Origin of the sequence: Streptomyces sp. AP-93 (genome assembly GCF_022808175.1) — a bacterium.
Classification (GTDB): domain Bacteria; phylum Actinomycetota; class Actinomycetes; order Streptomycetales; family Streptomycetaceae; genus Streptomyces.
The window spans coordinates 145,185-165,791 of the sequence record NZ_JALGBX010000023.1 but is presented as its reverse complement, the minus strand read 5'-3'; the positions used below and the strand labels follow the sequence as shown (position 1 = coordinate 165,791).

Annotated in this window: 17 protein-coding genes and 2 pseudogenes; 9 read left to right on the top strand and 10 right to left on the bottom strand. The window is 71.8% G+C overall.

Features of this window, described 5'->3' with window-relative positions:
- Positions 1–76 precede the first annotated feature (76 nt).
- Positions 77–568 (top strand): annotated as a pseudogene (locus tag MTF69_RS32125) (DMT family transporter); the annotation flags it as partial.
- Between the two features lie 7 nt (positions 569–575).
- Here MTF69_RS32125 and MTF69_RS32120 read toward each other — a convergent pair.
- A complete protein-coding gene (locus MTF69_RS32120) occupies positions 576–1,307 on the bottom strand; it encodes a pyridoxamine 5'-phosphate oxidase family protein (RefSeq protein WP_243339734.1) in 732 nt (243 codons plus the stop codon).
- Positions 1,308–1,344: 37 nt separating this feature from the next.
- On the opposite strand from MTF69_RS32120, the gene MTF69_RS32115 reads away from it, so the two are divergent.
- A complete protein-coding gene (locus MTF69_RS32115) occupies positions 1,345–2,676 on the top strand; it encodes an aminotransferase class I/II-fold pyridoxal phosphate-dependent enzyme (protein ID WP_243339733.1) in 1,332 nt (443 codons plus the stop codon).
- A 65-nt stretch (positions 2,677–2,741) separates the two neighbouring features.
- Here the strand turns inward: MTF69_RS32115 and MTF69_RS32110 are convergent, their stop codons facing one another.
- Complete coding sequence (locus MTF69_RS32110; protein WP_243339732.1) at positions 2,742–3,734, bottom strand: DMT family transporter; 993 nt, start codon at positions 3,732–3,734, stop codon at positions 2,742–2,744.
- A gap of 74 nt (positions 3,735–3,808) precedes the next feature.
- On the opposite strand from MTF69_RS32110, the gene MTF69_RS32105 reads away from it, so the two are divergent.
- Positions 3,809–4,777, top strand: a complete 969-nt coding sequence (locus MTF69_RS32105; protein ID WP_243339731.1) for a LysR family transcriptional regulator — start codon at positions 3,809–3,811, stop codon at positions 4,775–4,777.
- Here MTF69_RS32105 and MTF69_RS32100 read toward each other — a convergent pair.
- Positions 4,774–5,277: a pyridoxamine 5'-phosphate oxidase family protein gene (locus MTF69_RS32100; RefSeq protein WP_243339730.1), complete on the bottom strand. Its 504-nt coding sequence runs from the start codon at positions 5,275–5,277 to the stop codon at positions 4,774–4,776. The genes MTF69_RS32105 and MTF69_RS32100 overlap by 4 nt on opposite strands.
- A gap of 76 nt (positions 5,278–5,353) precedes the next feature.
- Here MTF69_RS32100 and MTF69_RS32095 point away from each other — a divergent pair, with 76 nt between their 5' ends.
- Positions 5,354–5,968: a cysteine hydrolase gene (locus tag MTF69_RS32095; protein ID WP_243339729.1), complete on the top strand. Its 615-nt coding sequence runs from the start codon at positions 5,354–5,356 to the stop codon at positions 5,966–5,968.
- Positions 5,969–6,594: 626 nt separating this feature from the next.
- The gene (locus MTF69_RS32090; protein WP_243339728.1) at positions 6,595–6,978 is read left to right on the top strand and encodes a hypothetical protein; all 384 of its coding nucleotides are present in this window, start codon (positions 6,595–6,597) and stop codon (positions 6,976–6,978) included.
- Between the two features lie 402 nt (positions 6,979–7,380).
- Here MTF69_RS32090 and MTF69_RS32085 read toward each other — a convergent pair whose 3' ends face one another.
- Positions 7,381–8,148, bottom strand: coding sequence for a trypsin-like serine protease (locus MTF69_RS32085; protein WP_243339727.1), 768 nt, complete (start codon positions 8,146–8,148; stop codon positions 7,381–7,383).
- Positions 8,149–8,290: 142 nt separating this feature from the next.
- Positions 8,291–9,216: pseudogene (locus MTF69_RS32080) on the bottom strand (alpha/beta hydrolase); the annotation flags it as partial.
- A 527-nt stretch (positions 9,217–9,743) separates the two neighbouring features.
- On the opposite strand from MTF69_RS32080, the gene MTF69_RS32075 reads away from it, so the two are divergent.
- The 3 genes from MTF69_RS32075 to MTF69_RS32065 all read left to right on the top strand — a co-directional run bounded on the left by MTF69_RS32075 (position 9,744) and on the right by MTF69_RS32065 (position 13,484).
- Positions 9,744–10,490 carry a response regulator transcription factor gene (locus tag MTF69_RS32075; protein WP_243339726.1) on the top strand — a complete coding sequence of 249 codons (747 nt, stop codon included), beginning with the start codon at positions 9,744–9,746 and terminating at the stop codon, positions 10,488–10,490.
- 104 nt (positions 10,491–10,594) lie between these two features.
- Positions 10,595–11,779: a sensor histidine kinase gene (locus tag MTF69_RS32070; RefSeq protein WP_243339725.1), complete on the top strand. Its 1,185-nt coding sequence runs from the start codon at positions 10,595–10,597 to the stop codon at positions 11,777–11,779.
- A 292-nt stretch (positions 11,780–12,071) separates the two neighbouring features.
- Positions 12,072–13,484, top strand: a complete 1,413-nt coding sequence (locus MTF69_RS32065) for an alkaline phosphatase PhoX (protein ID WP_243339724.1) — start codon at positions 12,072–12,074, stop codon at positions 13,482–13,484.
- Between the two features lie 67 nt (positions 13,485–13,551).
- Here the strand turns inward: MTF69_RS32065 and MTF69_RS32060 are convergent, their stop codons facing one another.
- The 5 genes from MTF69_RS32060 to MTF69_RS32040 form a co-directional block, all read right to left on the bottom strand.
- A complete protein-coding gene (locus MTF69_RS32060; RefSeq protein ID WP_243339723.1) occupies positions 13,552–14,727 on the bottom strand; it encodes a metalloprotease in 1,176 nt (391 codons plus the stop codon).
- An 11-nt stretch (positions 14,728–14,738) separates the two neighbouring features.
- Positions 14,739–16,349, bottom strand: a complete 1,611-nt coding sequence (locus tag MTF69_RS32055) for an alpha/beta hydrolase (RefSeq protein ID WP_243339722.1) — start codon at positions 16,347–16,349, stop codon at positions 14,739–14,741.
- A gap of 101 nt (positions 16,350–16,450) precedes the next feature.
- The gene (locus tag MTF69_RS32050; protein WP_243339721.1) at positions 16,451–17,767 is read right to left on the bottom strand and encodes a sensor histidine kinase KdpD; all 1,317 of its coding nucleotides are present in this window, start codon (positions 17,765–17,767) and stop codon (positions 16,451–16,453) included.
- Positions 17,764–18,429 (bottom strand): response regulator transcription factor, encoded by a 666-nt coding sequence (locus MTF69_RS32045; RefSeq protein WP_243339749.1) that lies wholly within the window; start codon positions 18,427–18,429, stop codon positions 17,764–17,766. Before MTF69_RS32045 ends, MTF69_RS32050 begins: the two co-directional genes overlap by 4 nt.
- 196 nt (positions 18,430–18,625) lie before the next feature.
- Positions 18,626–19,744, bottom strand: coding sequence for a serine hydrolase (locus tag MTF69_RS32040; protein WP_243339720.1), 1,119 nt, complete (start codon positions 19,742–19,744; stop codon positions 18,626–18,628).
- 185 nt (positions 19,745–19,929) lie between these two features.
- On the opposite strand from MTF69_RS32040, the gene MTF69_RS32035 reads away from it, so the two are divergent.
- Positions 19,930–20,589 carry a TetR/AcrR family transcriptional regulator gene (locus tag MTF69_RS32035; protein WP_243339719.1) on the top strand — a complete coding sequence of 220 codons (660 nt, stop codon included), beginning with the start codon at positions 19,930–19,932 and terminating at the stop codon, positions 20,587–20,589.
- Positions 20,590–20,607: the final 18 nt, after the last annotated feature.

Genomic DNA, 20,607 nt, shown 5'->3' with positions numbered 1-20,607 from the left:
CGGCCTCTACGCCGCTACAGCATGGACGCCAACACCCCTTGCGTGACCTGCGAAAACGCTAACTACCCGGCCTTGGGCCATGACCCTGCGGGCCCGGCTGCTCGGGCGGCGCGGGACCGGCGGGGACCCGCTGGTCACCACCGTCTGGTCGGTGGGGGTGGGCACGGTGTGCCTCTTGCCGTTCGCCCTGGTGGAGGGGCTTGTGCCGCATGCCGCGGAGCCCGTCCGGGTGCTCTGGCTGCTCGCCTACATGGCCACCGTGCCGACCGCGCTGGCCTACGCGCTCTACTTCAGCGGGGCCGCCGCGGTACGGGCCGCGACGGTGTCCGTGATCATGCTGATCGAGCCCGTCGGTGCGGCGGCGATCGCCGTCCTGGTGCTCGGGGAGCGGCTGACCGGGCCGGTCGTGCTGGGCACCGTACTCCTGCTGACGGCGGTGGGAGCCCTGATCGCCGCCGAGTCGCGGCGGCCGGCGGACGCGCAGGAGGGGGTCGCGCAGGAGTCGGACGCGCAGGAAGCGGACGCGCAGGAGGGCGGGCCGGAGGTCCGGCCCGCCCTTGCCGGATGAGCGGCCGTCAGAGTGCGGTGATGTAGTCCGGGACGGGGATGCCCGGGGCGAGGTCGGAGGCCGGGACCGGGGTCCCGTACGCCGGCGCGACCGGGACCACGCCCGACCAGAACGGCAGGTCGAGGTCTTCGGCGTCGTCGCCCGGGCCGCCGCTGCGGACCTTGGCGGACACCTCGCCCAGGTCCAGGCGGATCACGGCGGTGGCCGCGAGCTCCTTGGCGTTCGCCGGCCGGGAGTCGGCCGAGCGGCCCGGGACGACCTGGTCGACGAGGGCGTCGAGCGCGATCCGGCGTTCCTCGGGATCGGTCACCTCGTAGGCGGTGCCGTGCACGACCACCGAGCGGTAGTTGAGCGAGTGGTGGAAGGCGGAGCGGGCCAGGACCAGGCCGTCGAGGTGCGTCACGGTGAGGCAGACCGGCATCCCCGGGTCGGCCTTGCCGGCTGCGAGGAGCGGGCGCGAGCCCGTGGATCCGTGCACGTAGAGGGTCTGGCCGACCCGGCCGAAGAGGGTCGGCAGGACCACCGGAGCGCCGTCGCGGATGAAGCCGAGGTGGCAGAGGTAGGCCGCGTCCAGTATCGAGTGCACCGTCTCGTGGTCGTAGTGCGCGCGGTCGCGGTACCGGCTGGGGACGGTACGGTCGGTGGGCGCGTACCCGGCGGCCGATGCCTCCGAGGGTGCGGTCTCGGCCGCTGTCGTCGACGTCTCCGTGGTGGTCTCGGGGGCAGGCGTGACGCTCATGGCGCGGACTCCGTTGTACTAGTGCATACTTGGCTTTGTGCTAGGAGAGTATCTGATCAGCGGGCGGCGCGCATCGGAAATCGCCGCGAGTGTGGAAGCGGGCGTCGCATCGGGCGCGCTCGCGCCGGGAGCGCTGTTGCCGCCGATGCGGGAGCTCGCGGGCGTGCTGGGGGTGAACCCCAACACCGTGGCCGCCGCGTACCGCACGCTGCGCGAGCGCGGGGTCATCGAGACCGACGGGCGGCGCGGCAGCCGGGTGCGGGCCCGCCCGGCGACCGCACCGCGCGACGAACTGCGGATGGCCGTCACGGCGGGGGTGCGCGACATCGCCTCCGGAAACCCGGACGTGCGGCTGCTGCCCGCGCTGGACGCCGCACTGGCGGGCGCGGCGCGCCGGTACGCCGCGGACCCGACGCTCTACGGCCGCGACCCGGTCGTTCCCGAGCTGGCGCGGCTCGCCCGGGCCGCCTTCGACGCGGACGGGGTGCCGGCCGGAGAGGTGGCGGTGACCTCGGGCGCGCTGGACGGCATCGAACGGGTCCTGGCCGCGCACCTGCGGCCAGGGGACGCGGTGGCGGTCGAGGATCCGGGCTGGGGGAGCGTGCTCGACCTCGTCCCGGCGCTGGGGCTACGGGTGGTGCCGATGGCCGTGGACGACGACGGACCGCTGCCCGGCTCGGTGGAACGGGCGCTGGCGCAGGGGGTGCGCGCGCTGCTCGTGACGGCCCGGGCGCAGAACCCGACCGGGGCGGTGGTGAGCGCGGAGCGGGCCGCGGAACTGCGAGCCGTGCTCGCCCGGTACCCGAACGTGCTGGTCATCGACGACGACCACGGACACGGCATCGTGGACCTGCCGCTGAACGCGCTGGGCGGGGCGACCCGCCACTGGGTGCTGATCCGCTCCACCGCGAAGGCGTACGCACCGGACCTGCGGCTCGCCGTGCTGACCGGGGACGGTGTCACCCTCGACCGGGTCCGGGGGCGGCAACGGCTCGGCCCGGGCTGGGTGAGCAGGCTGCTGCAGTACACGACGGTGGAACTGTGGAAGGCCGGAGCGGTCGACCACGCGGCCGTCGCCCGGTCCTACGGGGAGCGCAGGGACGGACTGGTCGCGGCGCTGGCCCGGCGCGGGGTGCGCGCGCAGGGGCGGAGCGGGATGAACGTGTGGGTGCCCGTCGCCGAGGAGACGGCGGTGGTCACGCGCCTGCTGGGCTCGGGCTGGGCGGTCGCTCCGGGGGCCCGCTTCCGGACGGAATCGGGGCCCGCGGTGCGGATGACGGTGTCGGCGCTGTCCCTGGCGGACGTACCGGGGCTGGCGGAGGCGGTGGCGTCGGCGGTCCGCCCGGCGGCAGGGGGGCGGCTGGACTGACGGGGGCCGCCCGGCGGCCGGGCGGCTCGACCGGCCGCCGGGCGGCCGGGGCGTGAGAACGGGTCTCAGCGGCGTCGGGTCTGGGTGAGGGCCGCGCCGGCCAGGACGACGGCCGCGCCCACCGGGGTGTTCCAGTGGAGCTGTTCGTCCAGGAGGAGGACGCCCGCCGTCGTCGCGATGACCGGGATGAAGTACGTGACCATCTGCGCGGTGGTCGGGCCGATCTCCGTGACCAGGCCGTACTGCATCTGGAGGGCCATGCCCGTGCCCAGGGCCCCCAGGGCGATCACCGACAGGGTCGGCCAGAGCGGGAACGAAGTCGGGGCCGAGGTGAACAGGAGGCTGACCGCCGCCAGTTGGAGGGTGGAGACCAGGAGCTGGGCTCCGGTCAGGGCCACCGGGGAGCCCGGCGTGGAGGCCAGGGTGCGGCGTACGTAGATCCAGCCGATCGGGTAGCAGAGCGCGGCCAGCAGGGCGAGTGCGGTGCCCTTGGCGTCGAGACCCGAGAAGCCCTGCCAGGCGCCGAGGACGGTCAGGACGCCGAGGAAGCCGAGGCCCAGGCCCGCGAAGCGGCGGCGCGTCGGGCGGTCCTCGGAGAGCGCGACCAGGGAGAGGGCCATGCCCCACAGCGGCGACGTGGCGTTGCAGATGCCCGCCAGGCTGGAGGGGATGCTCAGTTCCGCGTACGCGAAGAGGGAGAACGGGGCGGTGTTGAGCAGCAGCGCCGCCACCGACAGGTGGGCCCAGGTGCGCCGACCCCGGGGGAGCGGTTCGCGGCGGATCAGGAGCACCGTGAGCAGGGCGAGCGCGCCGAAGAAGACCCGGCCGAGGGCGACCTGGAACGGGGCGTACGCCTCCGTGCCCACCTTGATCAGCAGGAAGCTGAAGCCCCAGATCACCGAGAGGATCGCGAAGCGCAGGCGCCAGTCCAGGCGGGCGGTGGCGGGAGCCTTCGCGGTGGGGCCGGGGCCGGGGCCCGGGGTGTGGGCCTGGGTCTGGGGCTGGGGCTGGGAGGCGGCCGGGGAGAGGGGTGGGACCGGGGTGCTGGGGGCGCTCATGACAGCAACTTTGGCCCTCGCGACCTCGTAGGACAAGCGAAAGTTGTTTGGGGTGACGTCGTAGGATTGCTTACATGTTGAACCTGGAGCGGCTGCGCACCCTCGATGCCCTCGCCCGCCACGGGTCCGTCAGCGGCGCCGCCGACGGGCTCCATGTCACCACCTCCGCCGTGTCCCAGCAGATGGCCAAACTGGAACGGGAGGTCGGGCAGCCGCTGCTGGCCAAGAACGGGCGCGGGGTCCGGCTCACCGACGCCGGACGGCTCCTCGCCGAGCACGCGGCCCGGATCATCTCCCAGGTCGAGCTCGCCCAGGCCGATGTCGAGGCCCGGCGCGGGTGTGCGGTCGGCGAGCTGCGGATCGGCGCCTTCCCGACCGCCATGCGCGGGCTGCTGCCGCAGGTCCTGGCGGAGTTGCGCGCGGAGCACCCCGAACTGCGGCCCCGGGTACGGGAGCAGGAGCCGGAGGAGAGCATGACCGCCGTGGTGCGGGGCGACCTGGACATGGCCCTCGCCATCGACTGGCACAACAAGCGGATGCCCGTACCGGTCGAGCTCACGCGGACCCATCTCCTGGACGATTCCATGGACATCGCGGTGCCGGCGGGGCATCCGCTGGCCGGCCGCGCCGGGATCTCCCTGGCCGAGTTCGGCGAGGACGACTGGATCTCCTGGACCGAGGGGCAGTTCTGCCACGAGTGGCTCGTCTCCACCCTGCGCGGTACCGGCATCGAGCCCCGGATCGCGCACATCGCCGAGGAGCACCACACCCAACTGGCCTTCGTGGAGGCCGGGCTGGGTGTGTGCGTGGCCCCCCGGCTGGGGCGCGGACCCGTGCCGCCGGGGGTCCGGCTGCTGCCGGTGCGCGACAGCGTCCGGCGTCACGTGTACGTCGTCTGGCGGGCGGACGCCGATCGCCGGCCGTCGATCCGGGCCGCCGTCGAGGCCTTGAGAAGGGCGGCCTCGGCCTTGGCCGCCGCCTCGGCCGCTGCGGGGGAGGGCCGGGCGGCGCGGGCCAGGCAAGATCCGAAAGAGACGGCCTAGATCTTGCGGAAGTCCCAGGACACGATCGAGTCCGGTGTCAGCCGGATCCAGGCGTGCCGTCCGTCGTGCGGCATCTCCGTGATGCCGAAGTTCTTGACGGGGAAGAGCCGCTCCGGCTCCGCCAGTTCCTCGCACGGCTCGCCCGTACGGGGAGCCTCGCCCACGAAGACGGCCGTGCCGGACAGTTCCACCCCGCGCAGTTCGTCGTAGGCCTCGCCGGCGTCCACGACCACCGATATGCGGGGGTCCTTGCGGAGGTCGGACCAGCGGCGGCTGCGGGTGATCGAGTACAGCCACAGGGAGGTGCCGTCCCAGGCGAACCAGAGCGCGCCCACGTGCGGGCGCCCGTCGGGGGAGACCGTGGCCACCCGGCAGGTGCGCTGCTCGCGCAGGAAGGCGTGCGTCTCCTCGTCGGTCATCATGATGCGGCGGCCCCGCCGCTGCGCCCTGTCCGCGGGTGTGCTGTCTGCGGGTGTGCCGTCCGCGGGTGTCCTGTCCATATGGTCCGCGCCCCTTCACATCTGACTGTGTGTCAGGAATCATGCGTGCTCTTCCGTCGCCACGCCAGGGGGAGCCATGGCCGATCTCGATCCCGCCACCACCGCACTGCTCACCGTGGAGTGTCAGAACGGTGTCGTCGGCGAGGAGAGCGCCCTGCCGGAGCTGGCGAAGGAGGCGCGGGACTCCGGCATGCTGGACCGGGTCGCCGCGCTGGTCGAGGCCGCGCGCGGGGCCGGGGTGCAGGTACTGCACGCGGTCGCCGAGCGGCGGCCGGACGGGCTCGGGGCCAACAGCAACGCCCGGCTGTTCCGGGCCGCGGGGCGGCTGCCGGTGCGTCAGCTGACCGGCAGCCCGGCCGTGGAGGTCGCCGCACCCCTCACCGTCGCCGAGCAGGACCTCGTGGTGCGCCGGCTGCACGGGCTCTCCCCGATGGCAGGCACCGACCTGGACGCCCTGCTGCGCAACCTCGGCATCCGCACCCTCATCGTCACCGGGGTCTCTTCCAACATCGCGATCCCGAACACCGTCTTCGACGCGGTGAACCTCGGCTATCAGGTCGTGGTCCCGTCCGACGCCATCGCCGGGGTGCCCGCCGCCTGTACCGCCGAGGTGATCCGCAACTCCCTCTCCCTCGTCGCGGCCATCACCACGACCGAAGCCCTCCTGGCGCAGTGGGCCCCGGCGCGCTGATCTCCGTACTCCCCGGGGGGCGCGGCAGGGCGCGGCCTCGTGCGACTGCCCGCCGATCGCCCGGCGCGGAGCGCTCGTAGGGGATCCGGTGGAGGGGCTGCGCTTCCCGGCGGCCGGTCCCGGCGACCGGCCGGGACCGGCGGGCATCGTCATCGACGCCACCGTCGTCCGGGGCCTGCTCACCCCGGCTCTGGTCACCCTCCTCGGGCGGTCCAACTGGTGGTTCCCGAACGCCTTGGGGCGATTGCTCGTGACCTCCCCCGGGCGGGCGGCCGACCCGAGGCCGGACCCCGCCGGCAACGCGGCGCCAGAGGGTAGGTGCGGGGCGGCGAGGCCGGCCGTCGTTCCCCCCGCGTCGACGACGGGCCCGCGCGGCCGCGGCTGAACGGGGCACCTGGGGCACCCGGGGTGCCTGGGGCGCCTGCTGAGGGTCGCCGGTCCGCCGCCCACGTCGTTGGCGAGGCCGTTCGCCATGCCGTTCGCCAGGTCGTCGGGCATCCGTCACGGCGGATGCCTACCACTCGAAGCCTCCTCGCCCGATCATGACCGCACGGTCCTGCCCCGGGCCGCGGCAGACGGGGATCGCGGGTCACGCGAAGGCCCCCGGCGCAGAGGAGTGGCACGTCATGGAAGACGAGGCGGCGGACGCGGTGGCCACGGCCATGGCGATCGTGCATGCGGCGGCGGTCAGGCGGGCGCGGCAGGAGCAGGTCGTACGGGCGGGGGCATGGCTCTCGGCCGGGGTGTTCCTGACCGGCTGCCCGTCCGGTCTGTGGTGGCGAGGGGACCGGGCCAACATCCCGCTCGTCGGAGAGGTGCTCGCCGCCTGGGGCCCTGGCGCGATGCCCTATCCGACCGACCTGATCGGGCTGCTGCTCCTGGTGTGCGCGGCCCTCTCCGGGGCCGCCGGAGCCGGCGCCCTGTGGTGCGGCGCGGCAGACGTCGCCCGCCGCGTGAACCCGCTCGCGCGGTACGACCGGCCTCACGGGCTTTCGGGCTTACGCGGCTAGAACTCCCCAGAGGCTCCCCGCGAGGCCCCAGAACTCCCCAGGCGCTCCCCAGGGGGGCTGGGAAGGGGCAGGGGCAGGGTGGAACCATGTCGCGTGGGCGGTAGGCGTGATCTGAGTACCCGCCCGAGGGCTGTGTGAGGTGTCCGGCATGTTGGTGCTTGCCTGATGGTCTTGATTCGTAGACCGCGGGAGGCTTGGGCGGCCGTCGCCGGAGCCGGCCGGATGTGCCGGTCTGTCGAGAGCTCTCCGCGAGCCACTCAGCGTGGTCCGGCCAGGGCCAGGGCCAGGGCCAGGGCCAGGGCGGGGACGGCGACGGCGACGGCGATGGCCCTCCGACCGGCCGGGCATTCCGGCCGGTCGGAGGGCGTGCGTCCCGGGTGCCGCCCGGTGGGCGGCTCGGGTTCAGTTGTTCAGGGCGGACTCGACGAAGTCCCTGAGGGCGGTGACGTCGGTGTAGATCGACGGCGCCTCGGCGCATGTCAGGCTGTCGTTCCCGCCGCGGCTGGTGGCGCCGATCAGCTGCCACTGGTCTGCGACCCGGACGATGGCGGGCCCCCCGGAATCGCCGTAGCAGGCGCCCTGCGGGTCGCCGTTCTCATCGAGTGGGCTGTCCACACACAGTTCGCCCTGGGGGCTGATGCTGGTGCATCCGGAGTCCACGAGCGTGGTGTCGAGCTCTTTGAGGGACTCCGAGCCCTCGTCGGCGCCCCTCTCCGGTGTGACCTGACCCCAGCCGAGGAGGCGGGTGGGAGTTCCCGCGGGCGCCTCGTCGGCGATGGTGATCGGCTGGGCCTGGACCGGTTCGGTCAGCCGGAGTACCGCGAAGTCGTACTCGGGGTGGACGAGGACCTCGCCGACGGTGCTGGTCTCTCCGCCTGAAGACCGGTGTGCGGACCCGACCCGGACCGCGTATTCGACGGCGCCCTCGACGCAGTGGGCAGCGGTCACCGCGACGTCGGGCGAGACCAGGGAGGCACCGCAGTGGAACCCGCCGTTCGCGTGGAGGGACGCCATGAACGCGTAGTCCTCGGATGCCTGGCCGCCACCGACGATGTACGGCGAGACGGGGGCGGGGCTGCTGCCGGCGGACGCCGCCGTCGAGCCGACGAGGGTGAGTACGGTTGCGGCGGCGGTCGCGCCCAGGGCCTTGAGCAGGGATGAGCTGTTCACGGTGTACTCCAGATTCCGGAACTCGGTCCGGACGGTGGGGGATGTGACAGCCCTGGAGTTTTGACGCTGCCATGTCAGTCGACAATGTCTGTTGCGCCGGGGTGGCCTGTCGGATCGCCAAACCCCCCAACCGGCGGAAGGATTACCGCATCCGAGCGGACGGGCCCCGAATTCGAAGGCCGGGACGGCGCCAGTCGGAATCACCGCCGACCGCCTCGCCGGCCTCGACGACGCCTTCCAGGAGGTAGGCGTCGACGCGCGCGTTGACACACGAGTTCGTCCCGCCGGGCACACCGTGCGAGCCGGCGTCCAGCTCGACGACCAGGCCGGATCCCGGCAGCCGCCGCTGGTGCGGCTCAACGCCGCCCAAGTAGGGCGTGGCGGCGTCGCGTTCGGCCTGCAGGATGAGCGTGGGCGGCAGTTCTTCGCCCGGGTCACATCGACCGGTTCGCCCTGGGGCAGCGGCCAGGTGGCGCAGGGCAGGTTCATCCAGGCGTTGGACCAGGCCGTGAAGGGGTGCTCGGCGTGCAGCCGGACGCTGTCGGCGTCCCATTTCGCCCAGTCAGTGGGCCGCTTGGTGTCGTTGCACTCACGGCTGTGTACACGGCGTTGCCGTTCTCGTCCTTCGCGGCGTCGCGCAGCCTGCCCCACGCGGTCTGTACCTCTTCGGGGGTCGTGCCGAGGCCCTAGACCTCGTCGTGCTCGGCCACCCGTGCCTTCCAGTCGGCCCAGCGCATCTCGAAGGCCACGTTCTGGTCGAGGTTGGCCTCGTACCAGACCTTGTCCCGGGAGGGGTTGAGGGGTTGAGCACGCTGTCGAGGATCAGCCGGCGCACATGGCCGGGGACGGCTCGGCGTAGACGGCGCCCAGGTACGTGCCGTAGGACACGCCGAGGTAGTTGAGCTTCTCGTCACCGAGCGCCGCGCGGATCACGTCCAGATCGCGGGCGGTGTCGGGCGTGTTCTTGTGTGCCGGCAGATCACCGCCGCGCTCCTGGCAGCCTTGTGCGTACTCCTGGGCCAGTTCGCGCTGCGCGTCCCTGTCAGCCTGGTAGCCCGGCGCCGGATCCGGGCAGTCCTCCCAGTCGACGCCCCTCCTGCGGCCCGATCGGCGCCGATCCGGACACCCTGGACCCTTGCCGCCCGCAGCCGCCCGTCCGTGGCGGTTGCGGTGGAGGCCAAGGCCGAGGGCATGAATATCGCACCCACGACGAGCGCGGAGGCGGTGAGCGCGGTCGCGGTGGCGAGCGCGGTGGTACGTCGGGTCAATGAAGCCCCCTGATCGACGGTGACGCCAGGCGAGGCGACACCTCTGTGCGTGTGCGGTCGGGGAAAGCCCGGTTTGCAGGCGGGCGGCCGCAACAGTCCCATTCGGCGGTATCTCCGCCTTTGCGTGCAGAGATCCGGCCGGCAGGCGTGCGAGTCCCCCCGCCCGGCGGGGGACGGCAGCCGGTTGGGGGTTCATATGGGGAGACCGGGCACCGCAGACTGGCGGGTCACCATGTGACGTCCACTACAGCGGGTGGCCTGCCCGCACTTTCCTCCCGCACTGTGTTCGAAGTCCGCAGCGAGCCGTCCGAATACCGGAGGAACCCCGTGCCCACCCACCCGGAATCGGTACCCCGGATCCGGCTGCTCGTCGTGGACGACGAGGCGCTGATCCGGTCCGGCCTGACCCTGATACTGGGGAGCGCGGGCGGCATCGACGTCGTGGCCGCCTGCGAGGGTGCAGCCGCCCCGGCGGCCGTACGGGAGCATCGTCCGGACGTCGTACTGCTGGACATCCGGATGCCGGACGTCGACGGGCTGACGGTGCTGCGCCGGATCCGCGACCTGCCCGAGCCCCCGCAGGTGGCGATGCTCACCACCTTCGACACCGACGAGTACCTCGGGGAGGCGCTCGCGCTCGGCGCGCGGGGGTTCCTGCTCAAGGACACCGAACCGGAGGTGCTGATCCGATCGGTGCGCGCGATGGCGACCGGCGCCGGATGCCTGTCGCCCCCCGTCGTGCGGCGGCTCGGGGGAGCCAAGGGGGCAGGCGGGGAAGCGCTGTCCGCGACCCGGGCGGTGGAGGGGCTCTCTGAGCGTGAGCGCCAGGTGCTCACCTACATCGGACTGGGGCTCTCGAACGGAGAGATCGGCGCCCGCATGTTCTTCTCCGTGGCCACGGCGAAGGACGACGTAAGCGTCGTGCTGACAAAGCTCGGGGTGACCAACCGGGTCCAGGCCGCCGTGCTCGCCGAGCGCGCGGGGCTCCTCGCCGCGCACCGCACGGCCCGCCCTGATGCCGGCAACGGCAGGGGATCCAGACCCGGGTTCGGACGGCGGAGCGAGTCCCGGTGAGCCGCCACTCCATCCGTGAATCGGTGTCCGCGGCGGCGTTCGCCCGGATTCGCCCGCGAGGCCGAGGCAGGCGGGCCCCCGCCCCAGGTCCGTCGAGGCGGTACGTGGGAGCGCCGGTCGACCTCGCGTTGGCGGGGCTCGCCGCCCTGGACGTCGCCTTGGCGTTGCCCACTCCGCAGTCGTGGCAGACCGCGGTGTCCTTTCTGGCCGCCCCCGCGCTCCTCTTGCGTCGCCGCCTGCCGCGCCTTGCCCTCCTTCTGACGATCCCCGGCCTCTACGCGGGTGCCGCGCTCTTCGCCGCGGTCCTGGCCCTGGGCACGCTCGCCCACCGGCGTCGCTTCGACTGGCAGGTCGAACTCGCCGCCGTCGCGGTGGTCACGGGCAGCTTCCTGCCCTGGCCGGTCGCCCTTGTCGCCGAGACGCCGAGGGGCGAGCTCATCCATACCCTTCTCTACGCCCTCCTGCTGGGCATCGGCCCGACCGCCCTGGGGCTCCTCGTCCAGACCCGGCAGGACCTTTCGGAGCGGATCGTGGAGCTGGGAGAGGTTCGGGACCACGAACGCGAGCTGCACGCCCGGACGGTCATCGCCCGCGAACACGCCCGGCTGGCACGGGAGATGCACGACGTCGTGTCCCATCAGGCAAGTCTGATGGCCGTGCAGGCCGGCGCCCTGGAGGTCACCACCCGTGATCCCCAGGTCAAGGCGGCGGCGGCGATACTGCGCAAGCTGGCCACCGGCACGCTGGAGGAGTTGCGCGGCATGATCGTCGTCCTCCGGGCGGCCGGCGCGGGACCCACCGGGCTGCACCCGCAGCCCAGGCTGAGCGACCTGCCCGCGCTGGTGGAGGGCGCGGGCCTGGACGTGGGCCTGAGGGTGACGGGCGCGGAGGACCACGGGGTGCCGGAGACGGTGGAACGAGCGGTATACCGAACCGTCCAGGAAGCACTCACCAACATCCGCAAGCATGCGCCCGGCGCGGCGGCCTCGGTGACCGTGGACATCGACGCCGAGACCCTCCGCGTCACCATCCGCAACAGCGCTCCCGCCGACGGGGCTCCGCGCCCGGACCTGCCCGGCGGTGGATACGGCATCCTGGGCCTGCGGGAACGCGCCGCCCTGCTCGGCGGCAGCCTGTCGGCCGAACCCACGGCGGACGGTGGCTTCTCCGTATGCGCAGAGGTGCCGTTGAGCCATCCGTCGCGGCGCGGGGCGGTCGACAAGAGCCGGAATCCGGTGCCGGGCGCGACGGCAGCCGCTTCAGGCGGGGCAGCCGGCGCCGGCTCCTAGCACTCCGTCAGCAGGGTCCACCAGGCGACGGACAGGGCCACACTGATACACCGGGAGATGCTGGGAGCAAGACCCCATAGCTGAGCAGCCGATGGGGCAGCAGGTACGGCACCTCGGGGAAGAGCATCTGGACCGAGCAGCCGATCGGCGGGGAGTGAGGAGGCCGAGTACCCGGACGGCGGCTGGTTCCACCCAGCTGGTGGGAAGGGTGGTGGCGGCCCTTCAGGCGAGACGGCGCCCGGTGATACACACGGCGCGACATCATTCGGTCCGCAAGCTGGAGTGTTCCCTGATGGCTGTATCTCGACGCCAGGTTCTCGCACGTACAGGTGCTGTCGGGGCGGGAATCGCCTTCGCCGGTTCCCTCTCCGTCCTCTTCGTTTCCACCGCGACCGCGACCGCGACCGCGACCGCGACCGCGACCGCGACCGCGGCCGAGGGGCTGGGGCAAGGGTCCGGCTACGGGCCGTTGGTGCCCGACCCGGAGGGTCTGCTCGATCTGCCGGAGGGCTTCTGGTACCAGGTGCTCTCCCGCGAGGGCGACGAACTGCTGAGCGGTGAGGGCCCGGTGCCCGGCAACCATGACGGTATGGGTGCCCTCGGCGGCGAAGGGGGAAGCGCCCGGCGCATCCATCTCGTCCGCAACCACGAGAACCACGCCTCGGCCCGTGTTCCCGTTCCGGCCGTCGTCGGAATCACCTACGACCAGGGCGGCAAGGGCGGCTGCACCGTCATCGAACTCGACGGCCGGAACAACGTGCTCGGCGAACGCGTCGGCATCGCCGGCACCGCCGCGAACTGCGCTGGGGGGCCCACCCCTTGGGGCGCCTGGCTGACCTGCGAAGAGACGGAGGACCGGGCGGGGACGAACGGCTACACCAAGGACCACGGCTTCATCTTCGAGGTCGACCCGGTGGACCCGTCCCGCACCGGAGCCACGCCGCTGACCGCGATGGGCCGCTTCGCGCACGAGGCGATCGCCGTCGATCCGGTCAGCGGCATCGTGTACGAGACGGAGGACGCCTTCACGCACCCGTTCGGACTCTTCTACCGGTTCCTGCCCAACAGTCCGCTGGGCGGGACGGGTTCGCTGCGCGCGGGAGGGGCTCTGGAGGCGATGCGGGTCCCGGGTGTCCCCGACCTCTCCGTGATCGACGAGCCGGGGGTGACCTTCGACGGGGTGGAGTGGGTCCCCGTCCCCGACGCGCTGGCGAAGAAGACGCCCATTCGGCTCCAGGACTTCGGCCGCAAGGGCATCACGCACGCACAGAAGCTGGAGGGCTGCTATTGGGGCGACGACTCGGTCCACTTCGTCTCCAGCTTCGCGCGCTCCGAGGACGGCTCAGGGGCGGACCACTACGGACAGGTGTGGAGGTACGAGCCGAACGCCCGCCGCCTCACCCTCGTCGTGGTCTTCGGTCCCGACTCGGACATCGGCATGCCCGGAGAGGCCCCCGACAACATCTGTCTGGCACCCGGCGGCGGCCTGATGGTCTGCGAGGACGGTGGCGGCGAACAGTACGTGTACGGACTGACCCGGGAGGGCGAGGTCTACCCCGTCGCCCGCAACGCACAGAACACGGGCTCCTCGGAGTCACCGGAGTACGGCGAGTTCGCCGGGGTCGCTTTCTCGCCCGACGGCTCGACGATGTACGTCAACTGCTACGCGCCCGGCACCACGTTCGCGGTCACCGGCCCCTGGTAGCAGGGCGGATCGGCAGGGGAACGCGGAGGGGAGCGCCGCCCGGCTCTGCCGGATGGCGCTCCGACTCCTAGTAGTCGATGGTGTGGCGCCGGAGGATGTCCTTGGCAGCGCCGGTGGTGCTCAGTGGAGGAGTGGCCTTGGGCCGGTCCTCCAGGAAGTACTCGCGGAAGTCGTCGCTCTTCTCCCGCGTCATGAGCTGGATGGTGCGGTCCCAGGTGCCGCCGTCGGGGCCGTTCTCGGCCCACAGGTCCAGCAGTGAGCTGCCCACGCGTCCCTGCGTGGTGTCACCGGGGTCCCAGCCGGGAGTGGAGGTGCCGTTCTCCAGCGAGGTCGCGCCGCCGTTCTCGTCCACGAAGCGGTAGTCGCCCAGGACGTAGGCGGCCACGGCGTCGGCGAATCCCTCGGTCCAGGCGCACGTCGTGGAGCTGCGCTTCTCGATGTAGTGCGCGGAGCAGTCCGTCACTTCGGGGAACTGGCGGCCGTAGAGCTGCCACTGCCACCAGTGCCCCGCCTCGTGGAGGATCAGGTGCTTGGAGTCGGTCATGGCGCCCGAGACGACGACACTGTTGGCGCCCTCGGAGGTGTCCGTCTCCTCGCGGTGGTCCCAGTAGCCGGAGTCGGCGTTGTCGGCCGGTTCCCAGACGAAGGTGAGCCGGTCGCACGTCCCGCTCTTCTGGTGGCTGGTCCAGCAGTCCGAGTGAGGGTTGCCGCGCTTCCAGTAGAGGAGGTTGAGTGTGTCGACGACGTGCCAGGCGTTCTGGATCTCGGCCGGGACCTTGACCGTGCCGAGGTTCTGGCCGGCGGAGACGTCGAAGCGGGAGGGTGAGTCGAAGGCGTACTCCGTCTGAGCGGTCCGGTCTGTGACGACCCGCCACATGTCGGTGCTGCTGGAGCGGAACTTCACATGGACCTCCGGCAGGGGGCCGGCTGCCGTGTAGCACGCTTTGAACGTGCCGTTGTCGCTGTGGGTGATCCCGGAGGCGAGCCGTTCGGCCGACGCCTTGGCGGACGTCTTGCCCCACAGTTCCCAGTTGGCGTTGCGGGCGGGCGAGGTGACCACGGGCTTCTTCTCGCCCGCGTCGGCGTCCTTGTGGTCGTAGGTCAGGGTGCCGCTGAGGCAGGTCTGGGCGCGGGGTTCGACCTTCCCGGCGCAGGCCGGGATCGTCAGGAGCAGCCCGATCAGGGAGGCGGCGGCGATCGCGCCGGTGCCGCGGCGGCGGGGGGTGATGAGGGGTGCGGTCACTGCGGTCTCCTTCAGCAGGTGGTCCCGGAGGGGACCGGCTTCCGCTCGATGAGGTAGTCGTCGACGTGGTTCGTGACGCAGACATTGCTGCGGCCGTACGCGGTGTGGCCCAGGCCCTCGTAGGTGAGGAGCATTCCGCCGGGGAACTGCGAGGCCAGGCTCGTGGCCTCCTCGTAGGGGGTGGCCGCGTCGCCGGTCGTGCCGACCACCAGAACCGGGGCGACGCCCTCGGCCTCGACCCGGTGTGGCTGCCGGGTTGTCGTGGGCCAGTCCTTGCAGGTGAGCGTCATGATCACGTTGGAGGTGCCGTAGCGGCCGGCGGCCGTCTCGGCGGGGGCGAGGGCTTTCCAGTACTCCTGCTCCTCGCGCGGGTGCGGTGTGTCGAAGCAGTTGACGGCCTGGAGTACGGCGCTCTCGTTGTCGGAGGGCCGGGTGTCCTCGGAGGGAGTTGGTTGCGGGGCCGGCTCTTCGGACTCGGCCAGCCTGGACAGCTTCGTGCCGTTGCCGCGTCCCGCGTCGGCCAGGGCCTCGGAGAGGCCCTTCCACTGCGTCTCCGGCGTGTACATCGCCATGACGATCGCGCCGAGCAGCGTGTGGGAGTCAAGGCCGGACTCCTCGCCGTCGACCGGCAGCGGCCCCCGCGTGGTCTTCTCGAAGAGTCCGTCGATCAGCGTGCGTATCTTCTCGGGGGTGTCGCCGGGGCAGCTGTCCCCGGCGATGTCGGCGCAGTACGCGGCGTAGTCCGCGACAGCCCGCTGGAAGCCGGCGCCCTGGCTCAGCGCGCGCTTCGACCAGTCCAGGGAGGGGTCGACGGCACCGTCGAGGACCATCGCCCGGACCCGGCGGGGGAACTGCTCGGCATACGAGGTGCCCAGACTCGTCCCGTACGACCAGCCGAGATACGTGACCTGGGACTCCCCGAGGGCGGCCCGCAGGACGTCCATGTCCCGGGCCACGTCCTCAGTGCCCACGTGGCGCAGGATGCCGGCGCTGTGCTTCGCACAGGCGTCGGCCTCCTCCTTCGCGGCCGCGAGGACCGCGGACCGTTCGGCCGCGGTCTTCGGGAAGAACGGGTCGGCGACCTCGGTGACCTCTTCGGCCGTCTCCGTAGAGGCCTCTGTGGAGGCCTCCGTGTGCTTCGCGTCGGCGCCGCAGGTCAGCGCGGGCAAGCTTCCACCGACGCCACGCGGGTCGAAGGAGACGATGTCGAAGCGGGCGCGCGTCTTCGCTGTGAACGAGTCGGTCATGCCCTCCTTCAGGAGGGACACCACCCCGGAAGCCCCCGGTCCGCCGGGGTTCGCGATCACCGAGCCGATCCGCTCGGCCGGCTTGGCGGTGACCGCTCGGGCCACCGGAAGGACGAAGACCTTCCCTTTCGCCGGGTGGGCGTAGTCCATGGGAACGGTGAGCTCAGCGCACTCGTAGTCCCCGCACGCGGTCCACGTCAGCTTCTGCTGGTAGAAGGAGCTCAGCTCGGGGCGGTTGGCGGGGTCGATGTGCCCGGCCTCTGCCTTCGGCCGGTCCGATCCGGGACCCGCAGGCGAGGTGCAGGCGACGAGTGTGGTGGCGGCGAGGACGGCCATGATGACGGCCGGGGCGTGGTGGCGGACAGCGGGGTTCAAGGTGGTGCTCCCAGGGGTCGGTTCACTTGGGAGCGTGCCGGGGCGATGCTGAGGATTTGATGAGGACGGCGGGGCGCACGGCCCCGGGTGGACGGGCGGGGTCAGCCGCTGGTGGGCAGGTGCAGGACGAATCGGGCGCCCCCGCGCTCCCCCCGGTCGGCGGTGAGGGTGCCGCCGTGTGCGTGAGCCACCCACGAGGCGATCGAAAGCCCGAGGCCCGTGGACCCCGACCCGCTGCGGAACCGTTCGAACAGAGCGCCCGCCACCTGCGGCGGCAGCCCCGGCCCGGCGTCGTCAACCGTCACGGCGCCGTCCTGCGTGACGCCGATCCGGACGTCTGCGGGCACCCCCGGGAGGTGCCCGTGGACGAGGGCGTTGCCCAGGAGGTTGGCCACGGCCCGGCGTACCAGATCGGGATCCGCGTTCACGACGCTCGCCTCGGTCCGGACCGTCACCCGGTGTCCCTCGACCGGGGCGTCCGCCACGACTGCCTCCACCAGCTGGTCAAGGCGCAGCGGCTCCCGTGCGAGCGTCACCGTGCCGGACATGAGCCTGGCCCGGGTGAGCAGCCCGTCGACGAGGCCCCCCATCCCCTCCGCCAGCCGCAGCGTGCGCCGCAGCACGTCGGTGCTGTCCGTCTCCCCCCGCAGCGCGGTCTCGGCAAGTGTCCGCAAGGACGCGGCCGGGGTCCGGAGGTCGTGCGCGGCGTCCGCCAGGAACGCCTCCTGCTGGCCGAGTACGGAGAGTGCCGGACGGACGGCCCGCCCGGACAGCACATGTCCGACGCCTGCCGAAACGCCCACGAGCACCAGGCAGCCGGCCGTCACCAGCCAGACCAGCCGGCGGTGATCGGCCAGCTGGTCGGAGATGTCCGACACGGTCACGATGGCTCCCTGCGGGGGATCACCCTCGACCGCGTCCGGATGGTAGAAGGGCATGGCGAACACACGGACCGGTTCCCCGTCCGTCGTCCTGCGGTCGGAGGTCGCGAGCTCGTCGTTGAACACGGCCGAGGCCGCCACCGCCCGGACCTGGGCAGCGGGGACGGTCAGGCACGGACGGCGCGGTGCGTGCTCGACGACCAGATCCGCGGCCTTGTCCGTGCCGCGCGGCAAGGAGATCACGGTCAGCGGCGGGCAGCCGGTCCCCATGACATCCGCCAGGACGCCGGTGCTCAGCCGGTCGTCCTCCTCGGTCTCCAGCAGGCCGATCGCCCAGCTCGTGTCGACGTTCATCGACCGGTCCAGCTGCTCACGCCACCGCGCGTCGTCGCTGCGCACAGCGAAGACGGCCATGATGCCCAACCCCACGGCACTGGTCAGCGCGAAGAGCGCCGTGATGCGCCACCGCAGCCGGCGCACCCGCGCGGTCGGAGTGACCTGCCCCGACCCGCGGAACCGGACCCGCAGTCGGCTCACCGGGGGCCGTCCGCAGCGAGGCGGTACCCGACACCCCTGACGGTGTGGATGAGCTGCGGGTCGCCCAGTTTTCGGCGGATCTGGGAGACGAGGACGTCCAGGACGTTGGACTGCGGCTCGGCCATCTCGTCCCAGCAGCCCTCCAGCAACTCCGCCCGGGACACCGCCTGATCGCCGCGCACGGCCAGCATCTCCAGGACCGCGAACTCCCGGCTCGTCAGCGTGAGCAGCACACCGGCGCGGTGCACACGCCGCCGGGCGGTGTCGATCACCAGGTCGCCGACCTGATGGACGGGCGGGCGGACGATGGCGGAGCGCCGGCAGAGACTGCGTACTCGCGCGACCAGCTCCGGAACGGCAAAGGGCTTGATCAGGTAGTCGTCACCGCCGCTCGCGAAGCCCTCGACACGGTCGGCGACCGAATCGCGGGCAGTGAGGAAGAGCACCGGCACCGCCCTGCCGCCGCGGCGCATCTCCTCCACATACGTGGCGGCGTCCCCGGACGGAAGCATCCGGTCGAAGACGGCGCAGTCGTACGCGGTGACGAAAAGCGCCTCGTCGGCCTGCGGCAGGTCGGCGGCTTCATCGACGGCGAGTCCGGCGGCGCGCAGCGCGGCGGCGATTCCGAATCGCAGATTGTCGTCGTCCTCGACCAGTAGCACTCGCACGCCGCACACCCTAGCTGTCGCAACGTTGTCGCTCTCCTGCATGACCTTGTTGGACTCGCGGCTGGTCTCCAGTGAGATTGCCGCTACCGCGCCGAGGTACATGAGCGTCGTACCGCCTGGCTCACACCAAAGCAGATCTCCCGTCTCGGGATAGCCGGCGGCTTGGTGAAAGCGACTCTCTCCGGCCCGGTCAGCCGTACATCGCCACGCGGTAGAGAGCCGCAAGCGCGGCGTCGATGGGATGGGGCTGCGGTTTGCCGGAGGAGTCGAGCCTGTTCCACCTCTGCAGGTTCACCGCGACCGCCATCTGCCGCTTGCCGTCTGCGCGGGTCATGGCCAACGCTCCACCACCCCAGACCGTGCCGCCATGGCCCCAGAAGGTGCCCTGACCGGGACCCTCCATCGGGTGCAGGCCGAGGCCGTAGCCGATCGTCCTTCCCTCTTGGGAGATGACCGGGACGGTGCGTTGCATCTGCGCCAGCGACGACGGACTGACGATCTCCCCGGCCAGCAGCGTGCCGTAGAAACGGTTGAGGTCCGCGACGGTTGATATCAGCGAGGCCGACGGCCCCACCCACGACATGTCGTAGACGCTGTAGTCGCGCGGCGGGTCGATCATGCCGAACCACGCCTCGTAGTGCTGCGAGTGCGGCCCGTCGACGTATGGTCCGGCGGGGAGTTCGGTGTCCCGGAGCCCGGCGCGCTCGATGATGTTCCGGGTGATGTACCGCTCGGCCGTAGTGCCGGTCACCTGTTCCAGGAGTTGTACGAGGAGCAGGTAGTTGGTGTTGGAGTACACCCCCGGCGTACCACCCGGGGTGCCGACGGCAGGTGCGGTGACCCCCATCTCGATCAGTTCAACGGGGTCGAACCGCGTGAGCCGGTGGTCGTCCAGGCTCTGGGGTCCGGTGTCCGCGAGGGCGGGGAACGCCTTGAGGGAGGGGTAGGCGTACGGGAGATACTCGGCGAGGCCGCTGGTGTGGTTGATCAGCATCCGGACCGTGATCGCGTCACCGCGTTCTCCGGGAACCAGCTTCGGAAGGTACCGGCCGATCGGTGTGTCGAGACCGATCTGACCGCTCTCGACCTGCTGCAGGACCGCGGCGGCGGTGAAGGTCTTGGTGATGCTGCCGACGCGGTGCCGCATGTCGGCGGTGACGGGGCGACCGGTGACGACATCGGCGACCCCGGCGGCACCGAGCCAGACCTGGTCGCCGTCACGTACCTCGGCGAACAGCCCCGGCATGCCGGCGCGGTGGACGTCTTCAATGGCGGCGTTCAGCGCCGCGGAATCCAGCGGGTTCTTCACGTCATGCGTCCTTTCGTATTCCCCGGGCTGAGCTCCGCATCGGTCGCCGGACCCGGATAACAGGGCACAAGTGGCACGTCGGCCCGTCCTGCCGGGCCGCCCGGCAGGACCATGTCCTCATTATGCACGCGGTGCGTGCAACACCAAGTGCATAGGTTAGGCTGAGATCCGGCGAGAGGAGCAAGATGGCAGGCCGAAGGCGCTGGTCGACCGAAGAGATCCTGGATGCGGCGGCGGAGCTGCTGCGCACGGGCGACGCGGATTCGTTCAGCGTGCGCAAGCTGGCCGCGGCCCTCGGGACAGATTCCTCCAGCCTCTACCGGCACTTCCGCAGCAAGACCGAACTGCTGCGCGCGGTCGCCGACCGGATTCTCCTCGCGGCCATGGACGGCCACCGCCCCGAGGGCGACTGGAAGCAGCGCATCACATCCCTGGCCATGCGCGTGAGAGAGGCCTTCGGTCAGCAGCCCCAGCTCGCCGCGGTCTGGGGACGCTACGCATCAAGCGGCACCGGTTCCCGTCTGGTGATGGAAGAGGTGCTACAGGCTCTGCGCGCGTCGGGACTGCCCGACGAGGAGATCCCGGCGCGCTACCACCGGATCGCGGTCCTCATCGCCGCGTTGATCGCCTCCGAGGCCGGGGCCAGCACCGTCACCCCCGAAGAGTACGAACAGGGCATGGAGCTGTTCCGCGTCGCGGTACTCGGCGCCGACCCCGAGCGCTTCCCGGCCCTGGCCCACTTCGCCCGCGACGTCCGCCCCCTCGGGGCGGACCGCCGCGCCGCCTTCGAAGAGATCCTCGCCGCCCAACTCGCCCACATCGAGGCCGCAACCTGCCCGAGCTAGCCGGCCGGCTCGGAAGTG